Origin of the sequence: Collinsella sp. TF09-1AT, assembly GCF_003436895.1 — a bacterium.
Lineage (GTDB): Bacteria > Actinomycetota > Coriobacteriia > Coriobacteriales > Coriobacteriaceae > Collinsella.
Map to the genome: position 1 here is coordinate 150,192 of NZ_QSRC01000005.1, position 18,316 is coordinate 168,507.

The 18,316-nt window shown below is 63.1% G+C and carries 19 protein-coding genes and 1 tRNA gene; all 20 read right to left on the reverse strand.

Annotated elements, in window-relative coordinates; genetic code table 11:
* Nucleotides 1–59: 59 nt before the first annotated feature.
* Complete coding sequence (locus DXC90_RS06220) at nucleotides 60–764, reverse strand: CDP-alcohol phosphatidyltransferase family protein (protein ID WP_117735207.1); 705 nt, start codon at nucleotides 762–764, stop codon at nucleotides 60–62.
* A gap of 294 nt (nucleotides 765–1,058) precedes the next feature.
* Nucleotides 1,059–1,135, reverse strand: a tRNA-Pro gene (locus tag DXC90_RS06225).
* Between the two features lie 80 nt (nucleotides 1,136–1,215).
* Nucleotides 1,216–2,430 (reverse strand): bifunctional phosphopantothenoylcysteine decarboxylase/phosphopantothenate--cysteine ligase CoaBC, encoded by a 1,215-nt coding sequence (coaBC, locus tag DXC90_RS06230; protein ID WP_233502209.1) that lies wholly within the window; start codon nucleotides 2,428–2,430, stop codon nucleotides 1,216–1,218.
* Nucleotides 2,431–2,432: 2 nt separating this feature from the next.
* On the reverse strand, nucleotides 2,433–3,152 hold the full coding sequence (locus DXC90_RS06235; RefSeq protein WP_117735208.1) for a zinc ribbon domain-containing protein: 720 nt from the start codon (nucleotides 3,150–3,152) through the stop codon (nucleotides 2,433–2,435).
* Complete coding sequence (locus DXC90_RS06240; RefSeq protein ID WP_117735209.1) at nucleotides 3,149–3,958, reverse strand: Nif3-like dinuclear metal center hexameric protein; 810 nt, start codon at nucleotides 3,956–3,958, stop codon at nucleotides 3,149–3,151. Before DXC90_RS06240 ends, DXC90_RS06235 begins: the two co-directional genes overlap by 4 nt.
* Nucleotides 3,955–5,133, reverse strand: a complete 1,179-nt coding sequence (locus DXC90_RS06245; RefSeq protein ID WP_117735210.1) for a cysteine desulfurase family protein — start codon at nucleotides 5,131–5,133, stop codon at nucleotides 3,955–3,957. Before DXC90_RS06245 ends, DXC90_RS06240 begins: the two co-directional genes overlap by 4 nt.
* A gap of 6 nt (nucleotides 5,134–5,139) precedes the next feature.
* A complete protein-coding gene (rpe, locus tag DXC90_RS06250; RefSeq protein ID WP_117735211.1) occupies nucleotides 5,140–5,811 on the reverse strand; it encodes a ribulose-phosphate 3-epimerase in 672 nt (223 codons plus the stop codon).
* A gap of 18 nt (nucleotides 5,812–5,829) precedes the next feature.
* Nucleotides 5,830–6,837 carry an NAD(P)H-dependent glycerol-3-phosphate dehydrogenase gene (locus DXC90_RS06255; protein ID WP_117735212.1) on the reverse strand — a complete coding sequence of 336 codons (1,008 nt, stop codon included), beginning with the start codon at nucleotides 6,835–6,837 and terminating at the stop codon, nucleotides 5,830–5,832.
* Nucleotides 6,838–6,846: 9 nt separating this feature from the next.
* A complete protein-coding gene (gene plsY / locus DXC90_RS06260) occupies nucleotides 6,847–7,530 on the reverse strand; it encodes a glycerol-3-phosphate 1-O-acyltransferase PlsY (RefSeq protein WP_117735213.1) in 684 nt (227 codons plus the stop codon).
* Nucleotides 7,523–8,857 carry a ribosome biogenesis GTPase Der gene (gene der / locus DXC90_RS06265; protein ID WP_117735214.1) on the reverse strand — a complete coding sequence of 445 codons (1,335 nt, stop codon included), beginning with the start codon at nucleotides 8,855–8,857 and terminating at the stop codon, nucleotides 7,523–7,525. Before der ends, plsY begins: the two co-directional genes overlap by 8 nt.
* Before the next feature lie 10 nt (nucleotides 8,858–8,867).
* Nucleotides 8,868–10,310, reverse strand: coding sequence for a DUF512 domain-containing protein (locus tag DXC90_RS06270; protein ID WP_117735215.1), 1,443 nt, complete (start codon nucleotides 10,308–10,310; stop codon nucleotides 8,868–8,870).
* 2 nt (nucleotides 10,311–10,312) lie between these two features.
* Complete coding sequence (locus DXC90_RS06275) at nucleotides 10,313–11,212, reverse strand: 4-hydroxy-3-methylbut-2-enyl diphosphate reductase (protein ID WP_117735216.1); 900 nt, start codon at nucleotides 11,210–11,212, stop codon at nucleotides 10,313–10,315.
* A 2-nt stretch (nucleotides 11,213–11,214) separates the two neighbouring features.
* Complete coding sequence (locus DXC90_RS06280; protein ID WP_117735217.1) at nucleotides 11,215–11,943, reverse strand: lysophospholipid acyltransferase family protein; 729 nt, start codon at nucleotides 11,941–11,943, stop codon at nucleotides 11,215–11,217.
* 3 nt (nucleotides 11,944–11,946) lie between these two features.
* Nucleotides 11,947–12,633, reverse strand: coding sequence for a (d)CMP kinase (gene cmk, locus DXC90_RS06285; RefSeq protein WP_117735218.1), 687 nt, complete (start codon nucleotides 12,631–12,633; stop codon nucleotides 11,947–11,949).
* 66 nt (nucleotides 12,634–12,699) lie between these two features.
* On the reverse strand, nucleotides 12,700–13,662 hold the full coding sequence (locus DXC90_RS06290; RefSeq protein ID WP_117735219.1) for a pseudouridine synthase: 963 nt from the start codon (nucleotides 13,660–13,662) through the stop codon (nucleotides 12,700–12,702).
* Complete coding sequence (gene scpB / locus DXC90_RS06295) at nucleotides 13,649–14,377, reverse strand: SMC-Scp complex subunit ScpB (RefSeq protein WP_117735220.1); 729 nt, start codon at nucleotides 14,375–14,377, stop codon at nucleotides 13,649–13,651. The genes DXC90_RS06290 and scpB overlap by 14 nt, the downstream gene beginning before the upstream one ends.
* Before the next feature lie 11 nt (nucleotides 14,378–14,388).
* Nucleotides 14,389–15,201 (reverse strand): ScpA family protein, encoded by an 813-nt coding sequence (locus DXC90_RS06300; RefSeq protein ID WP_117735221.1) that lies wholly within the window; start codon nucleotides 15,199–15,201, stop codon nucleotides 14,389–14,391.
* Between the two features lie 84 nt (nucleotides 15,202–15,285).
* Nucleotides 15,286–15,969, reverse strand: a complete 684-nt coding sequence (locus DXC90_RS06305; protein WP_117735222.1) for a site-2 protease family protein — start codon at nucleotides 15,967–15,969, stop codon at nucleotides 15,286–15,288.
* A gap of 9 nt (nucleotides 15,970–15,978) precedes the next feature.
* A complete protein-coding gene (locus DXC90_RS06310; RefSeq protein ID WP_164473297.1) occupies nucleotides 15,979–16,275 on the reverse strand; it encodes a hypothetical protein in 297 nt (98 codons plus the stop codon).
* Nucleotides 16,262–18,295, reverse strand: coding sequence for an ABC-F family ATP-binding cassette domain-containing protein (locus tag DXC90_RS06315; RefSeq protein WP_117735223.1), 2,034 nt, complete (start codon nucleotides 18,293–18,295; stop codon nucleotides 16,262–16,264). The genes DXC90_RS06310 and DXC90_RS06315 overlap by 14 nt, the downstream gene beginning before the upstream one ends.
* Nucleotides 18,296–18,316: the final 21 nt, after the last annotated feature.

Consider the following 18,316-nt stretch of genomic DNA (forward strand, 5'->3'; position numbering starts at 1 on the left):
CCTAACTTATCGCGGACGTGCCGCAAATAATGAACCGTACGTAATCATACCCCAACGAATCAGTCTTCGATTTCGGGGTTAAGAAAGTCGATGTCCTCGTCCTCGGGATGCGCGAGAGCCTGTTTAATGGCCACGCTGCCCTTAATGGAGTAGATGACAGCGGTGAGCATGGAGAAGATCACACCACCATACACAAAGAAGATGCCGAGGGGCACCGAGCTTCCGTTGAGGCCCGGGAAGGCCGTGAGGGTTGAAGGTAAAAGGCGCAGGCCGTCAACAACGGGGAACCCGAGCAGCATGAGCGAGAAGCCGGTCATGAGCAGCGCGGTGGCAATCTTTCCGGGAAAGACGACATCGATGGGGCGACGGTGATAATGACGCACGATAAGCGTGCCAATGCCCAGATAGATGTCGCGGCCTATAATGAGCACGCAGACCCAGATGGGCAGCTCTCCGCGGACCACCAGGCCAAGTACGCCGGTGAACAGCAGCGCGCGGTCGCAAATGGGATCCATGACCTTGCCGAGCCACGAGACCGTCTTAGTCATGCGGGCGATCTGGCCGTCCATCCAGTCGGTGGAGGCGGCAACGGCGTAGATAACGATGGCGATGACGCGGTTGTTATCCGTCACAAACAGGTACAGAAATACCAGGGTGAGGATCAGGCGCGTAAAGGTGATGAAATTGGAGATCGTAAAGATCTTATTCGACGGGTAATCGGAAGTGCCGATAAGCTCCTTTTTGATCTTCTTTTTGATGCCCACAGGACTCCCCCGCTGGTTAACGATAAAACTTTCGATACTATACCCGTTCTGGCGATGTCTATCCAGCGTAAGCATAGAGAGTCCAGACATGAGGAAGGCGCTGTCGCAACGTGAATGTACCGTTTTTGTGTATGTCAGCCTCCAAACATGTCGAAAAATAACGTTTTTGGAGGCTGGCGTACAAGTTTTTGTTGAGCGAAAGTATCGATCAAGAAAGCCGCTGATTCTTCGCTGCTTACCACGTTGGTTCTTGATAAAAAAGGTCAGGCACTAGGTGCCTGACCTGCAAACTTCTGGTCGGGACGACTGGATTCGAACCAGCGACCCCTTGACCCCCAGTCAAGTGCGCTACCAAGCTGCGCCACGTCCCGAAGCTTATGTTTGTTGCTCTGCTCCCGCTCGCAACAGGGAGTATATTAACCCGAAACTTTAGACTTGTGCAAGAACTTTTTTACAAATTTTGAAGCAAGTCCAAAATTGTATCTGCGAGCTGGGGTTTTGTTAGCACGGGAAGTTCTTGCGCGCCCGTCGTGCTCACAATCCAGGCCTTGTTCGTGTCGGTGCCAAAGCCCGAATCGGCGCGCGAGACATCGTTGGCGACGATCGCATCGCATCCCTTGCGGGCAAGCTTGCGCTGCGCGTATTTCACGACGTTATCGGTCTCGGCCGCAAAGCCGATCACGCACCGCTCCCCCCTTTGGCGGGAAAGCTCGGCAAGAATATCGACCGTCTCGATAAGTTCGATGCAATCGAGGCGTTCGTTGGCCTTTTTGAGCTTATGGTCCGCAGGGGCGGCAGGCGTGTAGTCGGCGACGGCGGCCGCGCAAATGGCCGCATCGGCCGTCTGGAAGGCGTCAAGCGCCGCCTGGAGCATCTCTGCGGCGGTCTGCACGCGCACGCACTCCACGCCGTGGGGCACATCGAGCGATGTCGGTCCCAACACGAGCGTGACCGCAGCACCGCGGCGAGCAGCCTCCCCTGCCAGGGCGATACCCATCTTGCCCGAAGAGCGGTTGCCAATGAAGCGCACGGGGTCGATTGGCTCGTGCGTGGGGCCGGCGGTAATCACGATGCGCTTACCTGCCAGATCCTGAGGCGCGGGGTTGAGCACCTCACAGACAGCCTCGACGATGTCCTCGGGCTCGCTCATGCGGCCCGTGTCTACGTCGCCGCAGGCAAGGTAGCCGCTGCCCGGACCCACCACGTGCACGCCGCGGTCGCGCAGCATGGCCATATTGGCCTGTGTAGCCGGTGCCTTCCACATGCCGTTGTTCATGGCCGGCGCGATCACGACGGGTCGCGGCGTTGCCAGCAGCGTGGTGGAGATGAGGTCGTCGGCGATGCCGTTGGCCATCTTGGCGATGATATTGGCCGTCGCGGGCGCCACGACCACCAGATCGGGCTCCTGCGCCAGCGAAATATGGTGGATGGGGTCAGACGGGTCGTCGAATAGTCCAACCGCGACCGGCTCATTGGTGAGCGCGCGGAAGGTGAGCGGCCCCACGAACTCCGTGGCATGCTCGCTCATAACGACCTTGACGCGTGCGCCGCGCTTTTGCAGCAGACGCACGATATTGCACGACTTACAGGCGGCGATCCCGCCGGTAATGCCCAGCAGGATCGTTTTTCCCTCAAGTTGCATTGAATTGTTGGGTGCCGATGTCATCGCTAGGCTTCCTTGCTCGGGAGTACCAGGAGGCGGTGGCAGTACGGGCAGTGCGTAATCTCGCTACCGTCGTGGTTGAGGTCGCTCATGGACGATGCCTGCAGCGCGGTGTGGCAGACCGTGGGGATGTTGCCCTGGATGGTCTCGACGGCCAGCCCGCGGAACTGCTTGAGCAGGCGCTCGTAGTCGGTGAGCACGTCGGCCGGTAGCGTAGCGGCAAGCGCGGTGCGCTCCTTCGTGGCGGCGTCGACCTGAGCCTGCAGGTCGGCAGCCTTGGCGCGGGCGGCCTTGGTATCGGCCTTCACGCCCTCCTCGAACTTGGCGATGATCGCCTGTGCGCGAGCCTCACGGTCGAGCGCCTCCTTATGGGCGACAACGACGTCCTTGCGGGTGTGCTCGATCTTGTCCAGACGCTTGGCCAGGGTGGCGAGCTCATTCTCCAGGTCCTGAACCTCGCGGTAGTCGGAGCCGTCGACGTGACGCTTCTTGGCGGCCTCGATGGCGTTGTTGGTCTGAATCTCGGTGGTGTTGAGGTCGTCGATCTCAATGTCCAGGTCTTTGCGCTGGGCGTAGAGCTTGGTCATCTCGGCCTTGAGCTTCACATAGGTCTTGCGCTTGGAAGCGAGCTCCTTGAGCTCCGGCATATTGGAAAGTTCGCTCTTGTTGCGGGCGAGCTCCAAATCGATCTGTTGCAGCTTGAGTAGCGTAGCGCCGGCGCTCATAAGTTCTCTCCTTTTGTCACAGTCCACCATTGGCAAGGGTTCAGTATTTTAATCGCATGACGGGGGTCGACCCCGGCGTCAACTGCAGAGTTCATCAATATATCAACGAACGGCTCCTCAGAGCGGTCGTGGCCGAGCAAGATCACCGGCAGCCCGCGCAAGGCAAGGTCTTGCGCCACGTGGTAGCCGGCCTCTCCGGTCACAATAACATCTGCGCCTGCGGCGATGGCAAGCTCACCAAAATCGCCCAGGGAGCCGCCCAAAATGGCGACGGTTCGGCACGGGCTATCGGCCTCGCCCCACACGCGTGGGTCGCTGCCAAACACCGTGGCGGCGCGAGTGGCAAGGTCGCGCAGGCTGCAGGGGTCGTTGAGCGTTGCAAGCGCGCCCAGGCCAGTCGCTTCGGGGTCGTCCACGTGCTCCAGCGAGCTTGCGGGCGCGGCGTCCAACAGCGTACTTAGGCAGACGCGTGCTTCGTGCGAGCGGTCCAGGTTGGTGTGGAGCGATATGATGCTCACGCCGCAACAGGCCGCCTCATAGAGCGCCGCGCTGCACTGGGGGCGTGCGGAATCCGACGGACAAAACGCCTCAGGCGCCTTGATGTAGATAGGATGATGCGTCAGCAGCACGTTGGCACCGGCATCTTGTGCGCGGCGAACATTAGCTTCGGTCGCATCGAGCGCGCAGGCCACGCCGGTAATCTCGGCGGCAGGGTCGCCCACGGAGAGCCCTACATGATCCCAGCCCTCGGCGTCCGTCTTGGGATAGCGCGTCAGCAGAGCGCGCTCAAGGTCGGCGACGATCATGCGGCACCCACAATCGACAGCAGCGCTTGGGCAAAGTCGTCCAGGTCAGCCGGGTTCACGCGGTCATCGAAGGAGATGCGCAGTGCGCCCAGCGCCTGCTCGCGACCAATGCCCATGGCGCTGAGCACGTGGCTCGGGTCCATGCTGCCGCTCGAGCAAGCCGATCCGGCCGAAACCTCAAAGCCGGCGGCATCGAGCTTGACGATGAGCTCCTCGGAGTCCATGCCGTCGACGTAGATTGAAACCATACCCGGAAGGCGGTCGGCATGCGCATAGTCGCCCATCGTGGCGTGAATGCGAGGATGGGCCGTAAGCGTAGCGTAGAGCTTATCGGATAAGGCCTGCAGCGTTGTGCGCTCCTGGGCAACATTCGGCAACAGCGCGGAAGCGGCAGCGGCAAAAGCCAACTGCGTGCGCAGGTCCTGCGTGCCGGCACGACGACCGGCCTCCTGTCCGCCGCCAAAGATGCGCGGGCGCAGCGGCGTGCGGCTCTTAAGGTAGAGCGCGCCGGATGCCACGGGGCCGCCAATCTTGTGCGCTGCAACGGTCATAGCGTCAACTCCCAGCTCGGTGACATCGAGCGGAATATGTAAGTAGCCCTGGATGGCATCGGTATGAAACAAGGCGCCGGCAGCATGTGCGGCGGCGGCAAGCTCGCGGATGGGCTGCACCACGCCGGTTTCGTTGTTGGCGACCATAACGCTCACGAGCGCCACGTCGTCGCCTAGCAGTTCGACAAGCGCGGCGGGCTCAATGTAGCCCGCACGGCAGGGCTGCACCAGGTCGACGGAAAAGCCGGCGGCGCGCAGCAGCGGCAGGTTGTCCAGAATCGAATCGTGCTCGATGGCCGAAACGATGACACGGTCGCGCTTACGATCGCGCTGACGAGCGCCCTCGGCAAGTCCGAGGAGCGCCAGCTGGTTTGCCTCGGTGCCGCCGTTGGTCAAAATGATCTCGGACGGGCGGACGCGCGCGCCAAAGCTGCGGGCGATCTCGCGACGTGCCACTTCTAGGCGCGCAGCGGCCTTGCGCCCAAGCGAATGCAGCGAGTTGGGGTTGACGCCGGCAAGCTCGCTGTCGTCGTACTCGCGCTGCGCAAGGAGCGCCTCGGCGCGCATGGGCGTCGAGGCGGCATAGTCAAGATTCACGGGTATGCGGTTTTGACCTGCGGTCATAAGGGATTATGCCTCCTGTGCGGCCTCGTTGCCCAGCTTCTGCAGCAGCGCAACCTCGGCAGCGGGATCTTCGAACTTAAATACGGCGGAACCGGCCACGAGCACGTTGGCGCCGGCATTGACGACATCGGCGATGTTCTTGGAAGAGATGCCGCCGTCGACCTCGATGAGGGGCGAAACGCCGTGACGCTCGCACATGGCCTTGAGCTCGTGCAGTTTGGCAATGGTACCGGGAATAAAGCTCTGGCCGCCAAAGCCGGGGTTCACGCTCATGAGCAGCACCATGTCGACGACGTCGATGATGCTCTCGAGTACGCAGACGGGCGTGGCGGGGTTAAGCACCACGCCGGCTTTAACGCCGCGCTGCTGCAGGTGCGTGAGCGTGCGGTGCAGGTGCGTGGAGGCCTCGTAGTGCACGGTGATCATGTCGGCACCGGCGTCGGCGTACCAATCGACCGTCTCGTCGGGGTTCGACACCATGAGGTGCGCATCGACCGGCACGTTGGTAGAACGCTTGACAGCTTTGAGGATGTCAACGCCAAAGGTGAGGTTGCCGGTAAAGTGACCGTCCATAACGTCAAAGTGCACGTAGTCGGCACCGGCGATCTTGTCGAGCTCGCCCTTGAGGTTGGCCATATCGGCCGAGAGGACGGATGGAGCGATTTTGATGGAACCCATGGTAGAAGCCTTTCTGCGTTAGTCGGTGAGTCCGTAGAACTCTTGAGAGGGGACGCGATCGGTAAGAATTTCGAGCGCCCTATCCAAGGTAACACCGTTGTAGAGCGTTTGCTCCACGGCAAAGGTAAGCGGAATGTCTACGCCCAGTGAACGGGCAAGTTCGCTGACGCTGCGGGCCGCGACGGCGCCCTCAACCACCATATGCGTACGCTCCTGATACTCGTCGAGTGACACGCCGTGGGCAAACTCGTAGCCAAAGGTGCGGTTGCGCGAATGCTCCGAGGTGCAGGTGGCGATGAGGTCGCCCATGCCGGCGAGCCCCATGCAGGTTATGGCCTGACCGCCGCGTGCGTGCGCCAGTCGGCTGATCTCGGCCAGGCCGCGCGTCATGATAAGGGCGAGCGTATTGTCGCCCGCACCGGTGCCGGCGGAGATGCCGCACACGATGGCGATGACATTTTTCATAGCGCCGCAGACCTCTACACCGGTCATGTCTTGCGACAGATAGATTCGGAAGGCAGTGGACAGGAGCAGGTCCTTAAAGGTCTCCCCCACCTGCTGGTCCTCGCTGGCGATGACGGCGGCCGAAAGCCCGCCGCGGCAGATTTCCTCAGCATGGTTGGGGCCCGAAAGCGCCGCGACACGCGCCTCGTTGTCGATCTCGCTGGCGATGACCTCGCTCATGAGCAGGCCGGACTCGGGCTCAATGCCCTTGGTGAGGCACAGAACCGGGGTATCGGCGGCGATAAAGGGCGCGGCCTGGTGGCACACGCTGCGAAGGTGCGTCGAAGGAACGGCAAAGATGATGGCCTCGGCGCCGTCGAGCGCCTGCGCCAGCTCCGTCGTGGCGACAACGTTTTTGGGCAGCTCGTAGCCCACCAGATACCGGGGGTTGCGGTGCTCGCCATTGATGCCGGCGGCCGTCTGCTCGCTGTGGGCCCACATGGTCACGCGCTCGGCTCGCGCGGCAGCAAGGCCGGCGACGGCGGTTCCCCAGGAGCCGGAGCCAATCAGCGCAACATTCATGACTCTCTCCTACTTATCGTCGGGCTCGGTGACGCGCTTGGTAAACGAGAGCTTGGACTCCTTACCGGCCATGAGCTTTTGGATATTCGAGCGATGGGCCCACACTACGGTGATGCCGATCATCGCCATGCAAAACTTGAGGCCCAGGCTGCTGTACGGAAAGACCGCGCAGGCAGCGATGGGAAGTCCGATGGCAGCGGCGAGCGAGCCCACCGACACATACTTGGTGATGGCGACGGCCACGATAAACATGCCTAGCAGCGACAGGCCAATGGGCCAGTACCAGGCAAGAATCACGCCCAGACCAACTGCGATACCCTTGCCGCCATGGAAGTTGAGGTAGGGCGAGAAGATATGGCCCCACACGGCTGCCAGGCAAATGACGCCGAGCATCCAGTCGCCAGGGGCACCGGGCGCCATAATGTTCGGCGGAAAGCCGTAGCCCACGCTCGCGATGAGCGGACGCGCGATAAGGACGCAGATGGCGCCCTTAAGGCAGTCGAGCAGCAGGGTGAGCGCGGCCACCTTGGGACCGGCCACGCGCAGGGCGTTGGTGGTGCCGATGTTGCCGGAGCCCGCCTTGCGGATGTCCGTGTGGTTGAACACGCGGCCCAGGATCAGGCCAAACGGAATCGCTCCGATAAAGAACGAGACCACGGCGCAGATGGCGGTCAGCAGAATCGGATTAAGCATCCTTTTGCTCCTTCTTCCTAAAGAAGAGTCGAATGGGCGTGCCGGCAAAGTCGAAGGTCGAGCGCATGCGGTTCTCTACATAGCGCTGGTAGGTGTCGTTGACCAGGTCGCTGTGGTTGACGAAAAACGTGAACGTCGGCGGGTTGACGCCCGTCTGGGTCACGTAGTGCATACGCAGGCGGCGCTTGCCGTCCACCACGGTATGGCCGAACTCGCGCAGGTCGGTGAGGAACGTGTTGAGGCGCGAGGTGCTGATCTTCTGCGAGCGTGTCTTTTCGGCTGCGTCGACCATTGCCCAGATCTTTTCCACGCTGCGGCCGGTCAGGGCAGAGATGCGCAGGTACTGGGCCCAGGGAGCCATGACGCCTAGACGGCGGTCGACGGTCTCCATGCAGGCCTCGCGCTTGCGGTCGTCGTCGAGCAGGTCCCACTTGTTGAGCAGCACCACGATGGCGCAGCCGCGTTCGATGGCCAAGCCCATGACCTTCTGGTCCTGCTCGGTGACGCCCACGGAGGCGTCGACGACGAGCAGCGCCACGTCGGCGCGGTCGATGGCGCGCAGGCCACGGACCATGGAGTAGTACTCGATGTTTTCGTACACGGTGCTCTTCTTACGGATGCCCGCGGTATCGACCATGCGGTAGTGCCTGCCGTTGCGCTCGACGACCGTGTCGATGGCGTCGCGCGTGGTGCCGGCGATGTTCGAGACGATGGAGCGGTCGGCACCCAGGATACGGTTGAACAGCGAGGACTTACCGGCGTTGGGGCGGCCGATGATGGCCACGTTCAGCGCATCGGGGAACTCGTCGGCGACCTCGTCCTCTTCTTCCGGAAGCAGGGCCACGATATCGTCGAGCAGGTCGCCCGTGCCATGGCCATGCAGGGCCGAGAGCGGCGTGGGCTCGCCGATGCCGAGCGAATAGAACTCCCAGATGCTGTCGTTCTCGCGATCGGGGTTGTCGAGCTTGTTCACCAGTAGAAAGACCGGCTTGTCGCAGCGCTTGAGCATGCGGGCGACCGACTCGTCCTCCTCGGTGACACCGGTGCGGCCGTCGACCACAAACAGGATGACGGCGGCTTCCTCGGCGGCGGCGAGGGCCTGGTCGCGGATGGACGTTGCAAAGACGTCATCGCTCTTGAGCGGCTCGATGCCGCCCGTGTCGACAATGGTGAATTCACGACCGTTCCAATCGGCCGTGTGATATGAGCGGTCGCGCGTGACGCCTCGGGACTCGTGGACGATGGCGTCCGAAGTCTGGGCCAGGCGGTTGACGAGCGTGGACTTGCCCACGTTGGGGCGTCCGACGACGGCGACGATAGGTTTCATCTGCTCTCCTTTAATGGGTAGGGTCAGCGGAATTAGTAGAGTCGGCAGGCACAATGCCAAGGATGTGCTCTAGGGTATCGAGCAGCTCATGCGGCATGGTCGACACCACATGAACCTCGGCGCCGCGACTGGTAAGACTTGCGAGTAAATCGTCACGATGATACTCGTCAAGCGTCATGCCGTCAGCGTTGAACATGAGCTTAGGCACAAAGAGCATAACCCCCGAGAGGCCCTGTGGCAGCTGCTCCAAGATGTCGCAGGCGACAATAAGCCCGGTCACGTCCACGTTGCCGCCAAAGTAGCGGTTCTTGATAGCCGTGACAGTGCCGGCAAGGCCCTGGGGCGACTCCACAAAGCGGGCCACCGTATCGCGTGCGCTGGCGCCCGAGAGGCACAGCAGACGCTGGCCACGGGCGGCGATGCCAGCGCGGACGCGGGCCAGTCGCTCGGCATCGGTAGCCATCACGTCGTCGGTCTCGTCCAGATACGAGCGGATCATGCCGATGCCGTCGTAGTACTGCGGGTAGCCGTCGTAGAAATCGGCCTCGGGCGGCTCGATGCCGGCGTCCAGATAGAACTCGTCGCTCATCTGGAAGGTGTGGCGGCCAAAGCGCTCGAAGGCACGGTCCTGGAAGGGCCGGATCATGTCGATGGTCTCGCGCGCCAGCTCGGGCTTGTCGCTGTAGGACCAGCTAAAGCGATTCTGGTGTTTGGTAAATCCAAGGGGCACAATGCCCAGGCTGGTGATTTGCTCGTGCTCCTCGCAAAAGCGCAGGGTCTTCTGCAGCTCCTCGCCGTCATTCATGCCGGGGCACAGCACGATCTGCGCGTGGATTTCGATGCCGGCGGCCATGATGGCCTCGAGCACGTCCATGCCACGTTGGGCGTTTCGGCCCATCATACGGCGGCGGATATCTGGGCTCACGGCATGGACCGACACGTTCATGGGGCTCATGTTGCGCTCGATGACGTTTTGTACGTCCTCGTCGGAGAGGTTCGTGAGCGTGACAAAGTTGCCCTGCAAAAAGCTCAGGCGGTAGTCGTCGTCGCGGATGTAGAGCGTGGAGCGACCGCCCTTGGGCAGCATGGTCATAAAGCAGAACACGCAGGCGTTGACACAGGTACGCATGCCATCAAAGATGGGGCCATCGAACTCCAGGCCCCAGTCCTCGCCCGGGAAGCGGTCGAGCTCCACGGGGGTGACGGTGCCGTCGCGCGGGTCGAATACCTCCAGCTCGACGGTGTCGTCGTCGGCCTCCCAGAGCCAGACTATCATGTCGGTGAGCTGCTCGCCGTTGACCGTGAGCACGCGCATGCCCGGCTCGATACCCACATCCCATGCGGGCGAATCGGGACGAACGTTCTTAACGAGCGCGCCCTCACCCGGCTCAGGGTCGCGGCTGCGCCCGTAATCGGCCACCTCGGCGGTGTATGCGGGTACGGTCTGGTCCATGGTTAGCGGCAAAGCTCCTTGATGCGCGTGACGGCGCGTTCGATATGTTCTTGCGGGGTGGAGGCTCCGGCGGTGATGCCGATGTGCTGAGCGTCGATAAACCACGCGGCCTGGAGCTCGGAAGCTTCCTCGATGTGATACGTGCGCTCGCAGGCGTCCGCGCAAATCTGTGCCAGGCGGCGGGTGTTGCCCGAGTTCTTGCCGCCCACCACGACCATGCAGTCGCAGCGGTTGGCAAGCGTGGCTGCTGCCTGTTGACGCTCACTCGTGGCGGCGCAGATGGTGTTGATCACACGCAGTTCCTGCACGCGCGGCGTGATAGCGGCCACGACCTCGGCGAGGTTCTGCGCGGTCTGGGTGGTCTGTACGACGAGGCCTACCTTGCCCTTGAGCGGCAGGGCATCGGCGTCGGCGGCACAGCTCACGACCTGCGCATCATTGCCGGCGTGGCCCAGGATGCCCTCGACTTCGGGGTGGCCCGGCTCGCCCACGACTACCACGCGGTAGCCCTCGCGTACCAGGCGCTCGGCGGCCACATGGACCTTCTTCACGTAGGGGCACGTGGCGTCGACGACGTTAAGGCCACGCTCGCGAGCGGCATCGATGACCTGCGGCACCACGCCGTGGGCGCGGATGATCACGGTGCCCGATGTGGCGTCGTCCAAGGTGTCGGCCAGACCGACGCCTGCCTCGGCGAGCTCGCGTACCACGATCGGGTTATGGATGAGCGGTCCCAGCGTGTGGACCTGAACGCTCTCCCCTGCCTGCGGCGCGGCGGCTAGCGCCATATCGAGCGCACGCTGTACGCCATAGCAAGTGCCGGCGTGGGCTGCGATCTCGATAGTGGGCGCGTTGTCCTGGTCGGACGTAGTCGCGGCAGTGTTTGTCACGTTGTCGCTCATGGCTAGAACCTGCCCGGATGTTCAGCGCACAGCTCGTCGCGCATCTTATAGACACGGTTCATGGCTTCGGATTCAAACCAGGCCAAGCGCTCCGTGCGTTTAAGCCCGGCCGGCGCGTCGGAAAGCGAGACGGCCTTGCCGGCGCGGATCCAGCACTTCTTGGGACGCATGAGCATTTTGCCCGCAGGCGTGATGTCGGACCAGCCACAGATGGCGAGCGGGTTGACGGGCGCCTTGCCCATCTGAGCGATGAGCGCAAAACCGCCGTGGACCTCGGGCTTGATCTCGCGCGAGCGGATGCGCGTGCCCTCGGGGAAGATCAGGACGTCCTCGCCGCGCTGCAGCGCATGCTGGGCGGCGCGCAGGCACTTCATATCGGCAGCACCACGTTCCACGGGGATGCCGCCAACGCGGCTAAAGGCCCAGCGCACAATCTTGCTCTTGGCAAACTCGGATTTAAAGATGGGACGAATGCGGCGGCCCCCAAAGAACAGCGCCGTCTCCACGGCCAAGAGCTCGGCCATCGAGGTGTGGTTGCAGATGACCACGCTGCCGCGGTCGTCCTGGCGCTCAAACAGCAGGTCGGCATCCTCGACCTTCCAACGCCACATGAGCTTGGAGAAGGCCCACAGGATGGCCATGACCACGACGACGGTGCCGCGGATGAGCACCGGGAACTCGGCGTAGGGGGCGTTGTAATAGTCCTCGGGCGTCTGCTTAAACAGGCGCATGGGCTACCTCCTTTGGTTGATGAGGTCCTCTATTATCGAGACGACCTCGTCGATGGTGTGGGCGGTGGAGTCGACGTGCACGGCGTCCTCGGCGGGCACGAGCGGGGCGACCTCGCGGCTGCTGTCAAGCTTGTCGCGCTGTTTAAGGGCGTCGAGGGTCTCGTCGACCTCGGCCTCGAGTTGCGCGGGCGTGAGCGGCTGGGCGTCGTTTTGGTGACGCTGCAGCACGCGGCGGCGGGCGCGCTCACGCGGGTCGGCAGTCAGGAAGATCTTGACCTGGGCGTTGGGGAACACGACGGTTCCGATGTCGCGACCCTCGGCGACGATATCGCGGTCCTCGGCGGCGCGGCGCTGGTGGATGAGCATGGCGGCGCGCACGCCCGGATAGGCCGAGACCTTGGACACGTTGGCGTCGACCTGCGGGGTGCGGATGGCGGTCGAAGCGTCCTGGCCGTCAACGGTCAGGCGCGTGTCCTCTCCGGTGCCGTTGGTAAAGCGGATCTCGATCTGCTCGGCGAGGGCGTCGATTGCCGCCTCGTCGTCCAGGTCGATGCTGCGGTCGAGCGCGGCGAAGGTGACGGCGCGATACATGGCGCCCGTGTCGAGCTTGTTAAAGCCCAGCTGGCGGGCGATCTCCTTGGCGATGGTGGACTTGCCGGAACCGGCGGGGCCGTCGATGGCGACGATCATGCAGTGCTTCCTTTCGGTGGTTGATGTGCTGGTATGGTTCGCGGGCGTTGGGGCGCGGCGGGTTGCCTAGCCCGTATAGCGCTCGCGGTAGGTGTTGCGCTTGGGTGCGGAGCCGTGGCTGCCGTGGTGACGCGTGCGGCTGGCGGGCGTGTCTTGGGGCTTGCCGCCGCGCATGGCGCTGGCATGCTTGGGCGGGATGCCGCCGCCTTTGAGGATCTGCACCTCGCGGTCGGTGAGCTCGCGCCACGAGCCCTTGGCCACGCCCTCGAGCTCAAGGCCGGCAAAGTTGCAGCGATGCAGACGGATTACCGGATGGTGAATCTTGCTCAGCATGCGCTTAACCTGGTTTTTGCGACCCTCGCGGATGATGACCTCGACGGCGGTGGTGCCGGGCTTGACGCCCTGTGGCGCCACGGCCTCGGCCTCGCGTGCGGTGATGACGCGGCAGATTGCCGGCTGGCACAGGCCGTCGTCGAGCTCTATGCCGCGACGCAGCGGCGTGAGATCGCGGTCGGTCAGCTGCCCGTCCACGAGTGCCTGGTAGGTCTTGTAGACGTGCTTGCTGGGGTGCAACAAGTCCTGCGACAGGTCGCCGTCGGTGGTAAAGAGCAAAAGGCCCGTGGTGTCGCGGTCCAGGCGGCCCACCGGGAAGAGCCCCGGAAAGCGGTCGCGGGGGACCAGGTCCGCCACACAGGGACGCTCCTGCGGGTCGCTCATGGTGGTGAGGTAGCCGGTCGGCTTGTAGAGCATCAGGTACACGGCGCCCTGGTTGAGCTTGACGGGCATGCCGTCGACCTCGATGTGATCGCGGTCGACATCGACCTTGGTACCTAGTTCGGTCGCGACCTGGCCGTTGACGGTCACGCGGCCGGCGGTCATCAGGTCCTCCGAGCCGCGGCGGCTCGCCACGCCCGCACGTGCCAAAAAGCGCTGCAGGCGCATAGTGTGCGGATAGACGGACTGGGCGTCGGTTGCGGGTGCTGCGTTGCTTATGGCGCGCGTCTCCCCCACTTCGTTAGTCCTCGTCATGCAAATCCTCCGAGGTCTCGTCGACGACTAGGGTCTCCGATTCGTCGACTGCCTCAACATCTTCAACATCGGTATCGAGCAGTTCGCGCTCTTCGTCTAGGTCCTCGGCCTGCTCCTCGAGCGTGGACTGAATACTGCGGCCGCTCAGGCGCTCGCGGATAAACTGGCGCGACTGCTCGTCGGGGGCAAACTGCTCCAGGTCGGGCAGGTCGCGGGTGGAGCGCAGACCGAACTTTTCCAAGAAGGCGTTGGTCGTGCCGTAGATGATGGCTTGACCTCGCTGGGGGTCGCGGCCGAGCTCGCGCACTAGACCTTTGTCCACGAGCGACGCGATGACGCCGTCGGAATTGACGCCGCGGATGCCCTTGACCACCTCGCGCGTCACGGGCTGGTGGTATGCGATGACGGCCAGGGTTTCGAGCGCCGCTTGCGACAGCTTTTGCGTGTCCCAGCTCAACACATAGGCCTCGACTACGTCGTGGTAGGCGGGGTGCGTAAACAGGCGCCAGCCGCCGGCGACCTCGCGCAGCTGAAAGCCGCGGTTGGCCTCCTCGTACTCAACCTTGAGCTCGGCGAGCAGCGACGCGCACTCGCCGGGGGCGATATCCAGCGCGCCTGCCAGCGCGGGCGCGCTCACCGGGTCGCTCGACACCAGCAGAAGCGCCTCGAGGGCGCCTTTGAGGCTGTTTGCCTCTAGCGTGGAAAGGGTTGACATGGTTGCCGCTCCTATTCGGTGAGCTCGGGGTCCTCGCCGGGCACGTATGCCTCGGCGCCCTCGACTCGGTTGATTTGAATGGTCCCAAAGATTTCGTCCTGACTCAGCGTAAGCGAGCCGCGTTTGGCGAGCTCGAGCATGGCCAGGAAAGTGACGACGAGCTGCTCGGTGGTGGCGTCGCCGTCCAGCAGCTCGCGGAAGGTGCAGGTTTGGTGTGCCATCGTAAAGCGGTCGACTGAGGCCACGGTCAGGTCGAGCGGCACGCGATGCGGCGCCACATGCTCGGCCTCGAGCAGGAAGGTCTGGCGCTTGCCGTCCAGGTCGGCACAGATGACGGCCAGGCCGCGCAGGGTGATGCCAGCTAGGTAGTCGGGCATGAGGCCCAAAAACTCCGGGTCGGGGCCGGCCACACGCGGGTGCATGCGGCTTTCGGCCTGCATGCGGGCACCGAGGGCCGCAGCCGCGCCCTTAAACTGCTTGTAGGCGATCAGGCGCTGGATCAGGACCTCGCGCAAGGCGTCGCCGTCGAGCGTGCTGAGCTCCTCGAGGTCTTCATCGAGCTCGTCATCGTCGTCATCGGCTTTGCGCGGGGCTTCCTGCGGCACCAGCGAGGCGGCCTTGATGTCCAAAAGGGTTGCCGCGACCAGCAAAAAGTCGCTCGCCACGTCCAGGTCCAGCGCCTCGATGCGCTCGGCCTCGGCAAGGTACTGCTCGGCCACCTCGCTGATGGAGATGGCGCCGATATCTACTTTTTGGCGGGTTACCAGCTGCAGCAGCAGGTCGAACGGTCCGCTGTAGACCTGCGTCGACACGCGATACGACATCTTCGACCTCCTTTGACGGCGCCTTCGCGGCGCGGTTTGGGTGCATGTTACGACCATTTTGCACGGTCGACCTGTAAGTTTACCTTAGATGCCGGCGATTGCGAAGTTGAGCAGCCACTCGGCCAGCGGATACACGGTAACGTCGAAATAGCGGCCGATCACGTCGATGCCGGTCCACATGGGCAGCAGGTACAGCACAATGATGAGGATAGGCATGGCGTATTGCTGCAGACGATAGTAGTTGGCGAGTGCCTTGCCCTTGAGGAACGGCACGATAATCGACGATCCGTCGAGCGGCGGAATCGGGATGAGGTTGAAGAACGCGAGTGACAGGTTGACTACGATGAACGTGGCGCCGAAGTTCATGATCTGTGATGCCACGGCAAAGGACATGCTGGTGTAGAGGTTGCCGTACGTTGCGTGCATGAGGGCGGCCGCGAGGCACGCGAGGGCGATGTTCGACGCAGGGCCGGCCACGCTCACCAGGACCTCGTCGCGCTTGGGGTGCTTGAGGTTGTTGAGGTAGACGGGCACGGGCTTGGCGAAGGCGAACACCGGGCCGCCGGCGGCGAGCATGAGCAGCGGCAAGATGATGGTGCCAAATGGGTCGATATGGTTGAGCGGATTGAGCGACACGCGGCCGCGCGAACGCGCCGTCTTGTCGCCGAGTGCCCAGGCCGCGGCGGCGTGCGCGCTCTCGTGGATCACGATGCCGACGATGACGGCGACGGCGCTGGCAAGCAGGTTCATGAGGTAGCTGCTGGACATATCGCTCCCCTAGCGGACGCGGCGCGAGGCGCGCGTGAGCAGGTAGTCGGCCACAAACAGGATGACAGCGACGATGGCGTAATCCAGGCGGAAGACGCCGCCAAAGGGCGACGTGATGACACCGTAGCCGGCGATGGCGCTCGGCAGCGCGCGTGAAAGCTCGACGACAAAGCCTACGATCTGCAGCTTGGCGGTCAGGCCGCTAAAGCACAGCAGCACGGTCATCGCGCTCATAAAGATGCCGCAGATGCGGCACGCGATGGCGATAATGCTCATCGCCACGGCAGCGGCCTTACGAGAGTTCACGCGCGGTCTCCTCTTCGATCTGGGTGGAAAGCTCCAGCCATTCGTCCTCGAGCTTGGGCAGCTCTTGCTTAAGGCCGTTATATTCTCCTAGCGCGGCATTGAACTTGACCTGATCTGCATAAAGCTCTTCGCTTGCCATCAATTCCATAAGCTCGTCATAGCGGGCGCGCTTTTTGTCGAGCTCCGCCTCGATCTTCTTGAGCTGGTTGCGCACGCCCTTGAGCTTTTTGTTGAGCGCAGCGCGGGCCTGGGCCTCGGCGCGCTTTTGCTCCTTGGTCTTTTTGCCTTCGGCAGGCTTGGAAGCGGTGGCGGGGGCGTCGGGCTGGGCCGCGGTGACCTTAGCGGACTTGGTCGCGGCCGATGCACCCTCCCCTGCCGCCTCGGCGGCGGCGCGGGCCGCGAGGTCCTCGCGCTTGTAGAGGTAGTAGTCGTAGTCGCCGTCGTAGACCGTGACCTTGCCATCGCGGATGTCAATGATGCGGTTGGCCACAGCGCGTACCAGGTGCTCGTCGTGGCTGATCAGCACGATGGTGCCGGGGAAGTTCTGCAGGGCGTTCTCGAGCATGTCCACCGAGTCGATGTCCAGGTGGTTGGTGGGCTCGTCCAGGCACAGAAGTGCCTCGGGGGCCACAAGCATCTTGGCCAGTGCCAGACGCGCCTTTTCGCCGCCGGAGAGGACGCGGACCTGCTTCTCGATGGAATCGTTGTCGCTAAACAGGAAGGCGCCCAGCAGGCTGCGCTGCTGCGGCACGGTCCATTTGGGCGTGACGGTGTCGATCTCTTGCAGGACGGTATTGGACTCGGTCATGCCCTCGAGTGCGTGCTGGGCGTAGTAGGCCACGCCCACGTTGGTGCCCAGATCACGCGTGCCGGTAGTTGGCGGCTCCAGACCGGCGAGGATCTTCATGAGGGTAGACTTGCCGGCGCCGTTGGGGCCGACGAGCGCCACATGCTCGCCGCGGTAGAGCTTGAGGTCGATGTCGCTGTAGATGTGCTTTTTGCCGTAGGACTTGGAGACGCCCTCCAGGCCCACGACCATGTCGCCGGAGCGCGGCGGATCGGGGAACTTAAAGTCGATGTGCTTGTGGCCCTCGGGCAGGATGACGAGCTCCTTTTTGATCTGCTCGATCTTTCGGATGCGCTCCTGAGCCTGGGCTGCCTTGGTGGGCTTGTAGCGGAACTTGTCGACGAAGACCTGCATGTGGGCGATGTCGCGCTCCTGGGCGGCACGCTTGGCGCGCATCTGCTCCAGGTTGTCCTCGCGCTGCTTGAGGTAGCTGCTGTAGTTGCCGGTGTAGGTGGTCACGCGACGGTTTTCGAGAGCGGCGACGTGGTCGACGCAGGCGTCCATAAAGGCACGGTCGTGGCTGATGATGAGCACGGCGCCGTCGTAGTTGGCGATAAAGCCGCGCAGCCACTGGACGCTTTCGAGGTCCAAGTGGTTGGTGGGCTCGTCCAGGAGCAGCAGGTCTGGGTGGCGCAGGAAGAGCTTGGCGAGCGCAATGCGCATCTGCCAGCCGCCAGAGAACTCGGAGCAAGGGCGCTCAAAGTCGGTAACCTTGAAACCCAGGCCGGACAGGATTTTACGGGCGTTGCTCTCGAGCTCGTAGCCGCCCAGGTGCTCAAAGCGGTCCTGGACCTGGCCGTACTCGTTGAGGAGCGCGTCGACGTCCTTCCCCTGTTCGGAGAGCTCGGTGATCTGGGCCTGCAGCTCGTTGGCGCGCTCGCCCATGCGGCGGATTTCCTTGGCAGCGGCCATGACCTCGGCAAGGATGGTGGTGTCCTTTTGCTCTAGGTTGGTTTCCTGCTCTAGGTATCCCACCTGGCAGTCCTTGGCATACTGGACCTGGCCTGCGTCGGGGCTGTCGATGCCCATGATGATTTTGAGCATGGTGGTTTTGCCGGCGCCGTTGGGGCCCACGAGCGCGAAGCGCTCGCCGGGGTTGATCTGGAAGGACGCGCCGCTAAAGAGGACGCGCGCGCCGAAGCTTTTTTCGATCTTGTCGACCAGGAGGATCATGGTGCCGCCTTTGACCTTGTG

Bases quoted from the DNA above. Each gene is read 5' to 3' on its own strand.
- scpB (WP_117735220.1), bottom strand. From the start codon at position 14,377: ATGTCAACCCTTTCCACGCTAGAGGCAAACAGCCTCAAAGGCGCCCTC.
- DXC90_RS06275 (WP_117735216.1), bottom strand. From the start codon at position 11,212: ATGAGCGACAACGTGACAAACACTGCCGCGACTACGTCCGACCAGGAC.
- DXC90_RS06235 (WP_117735208.1), bottom strand. From the start codon at position 3,152: ATGAGCGCCGGCGCTACGCTACTCAAGCTGCAACAGATCGATTTGGAG.
- DXC90_RS06305 (WP_117735222.1), bottom strand. From the start codon at position 15,969: ATGTCCAGCAGCTACCTCATGAACCTGCTTGCCAGCGCCGTCGCCGTC.
- coaBC (WP_233502209.1), bottom strand. From the start codon at position 2,430: ATGACATCGGCACCCAACAATTCAATGCAACTTGAGGGAAAAACGATC.
- DXC90_RS06300 (WP_117735221.1), bottom strand. From the start codon at position 15,201: ATGTCGTATCGCGTGTCGACGCAGGTCTACAGCGGACCGTTCGACCTG.
- DXC90_RS06280 (WP_117735217.1), bottom strand. From the start codon at position 11,943: ATGCGCCTGTTTAAGCAGACGCCCGAGGACTATTACAACGCCCCCTAC.
- DXC90_RS06270 (WP_117735215.1), bottom strand. From the start codon at position 10,310: ATGGACCAGACCGTACCCGCATACACCGCCGAGGTGGCCGATTACGGG.
- cmk (WP_117735218.1), bottom strand. From the start codon at position 12,633: ATGATCGTCGCCATCGACGGCCCCGCCGGTTCCGGCAAGTCCACCATC.
- DXC90_RS06255 (WP_117735212.1), bottom strand. From the start codon at position 6,837: ATGAATGTTGCGCTGATTGGCTCCGGCTCCTGGGGAACCGCCGTCGCC.
- DXC90_RS06245 (WP_117735210.1), bottom strand. From the start codon at position 5,133: ATGACCGCAGGTCAAAACCGCATACCCGTGAATCTTGACTATGCCGCC.
- DXC90_RS06290 (WP_117735219.1), bottom strand. From the start codon at position 13,662: ATGACGAGGACTAACGAAGTGGGGGAGACGCGCGCCATAAGCAACGCA.
- der (WP_117735214.1), bottom strand. From the start codon at position 8,857: ATGAAACCTATCGTCGCCGTCGTCGGACGCCCCAACGTGGGCAAGTCC.
- plsY (WP_117735213.1), bottom strand. From the start codon at position 7,530: ATGCTTAATCCGATTCTGCTGACCGCCATCTGCGCCGTGGTCTCGTTC.
- rpe (WP_117735211.1), bottom strand. From the start codon at position 5,811: ATGGGTTCCATCAAAATCGCTCCATCCGTCCTCTCGGCCGATATGGCC.
- DXC90_RS06315 (WP_117735223.1), bottom strand. From the start codon at position 18,295: ATGATCCTCCTGGTCGACAAGATCGAAAAAAGCTTCGGCGCGCGCGTC.
- DXC90_RS06240 (WP_117735209.1), bottom strand. From the start codon at position 3,958: ATGATCGTCGCCGACCTTGAGCGCGCTCTGCTGACGCGCTATCCCAAG.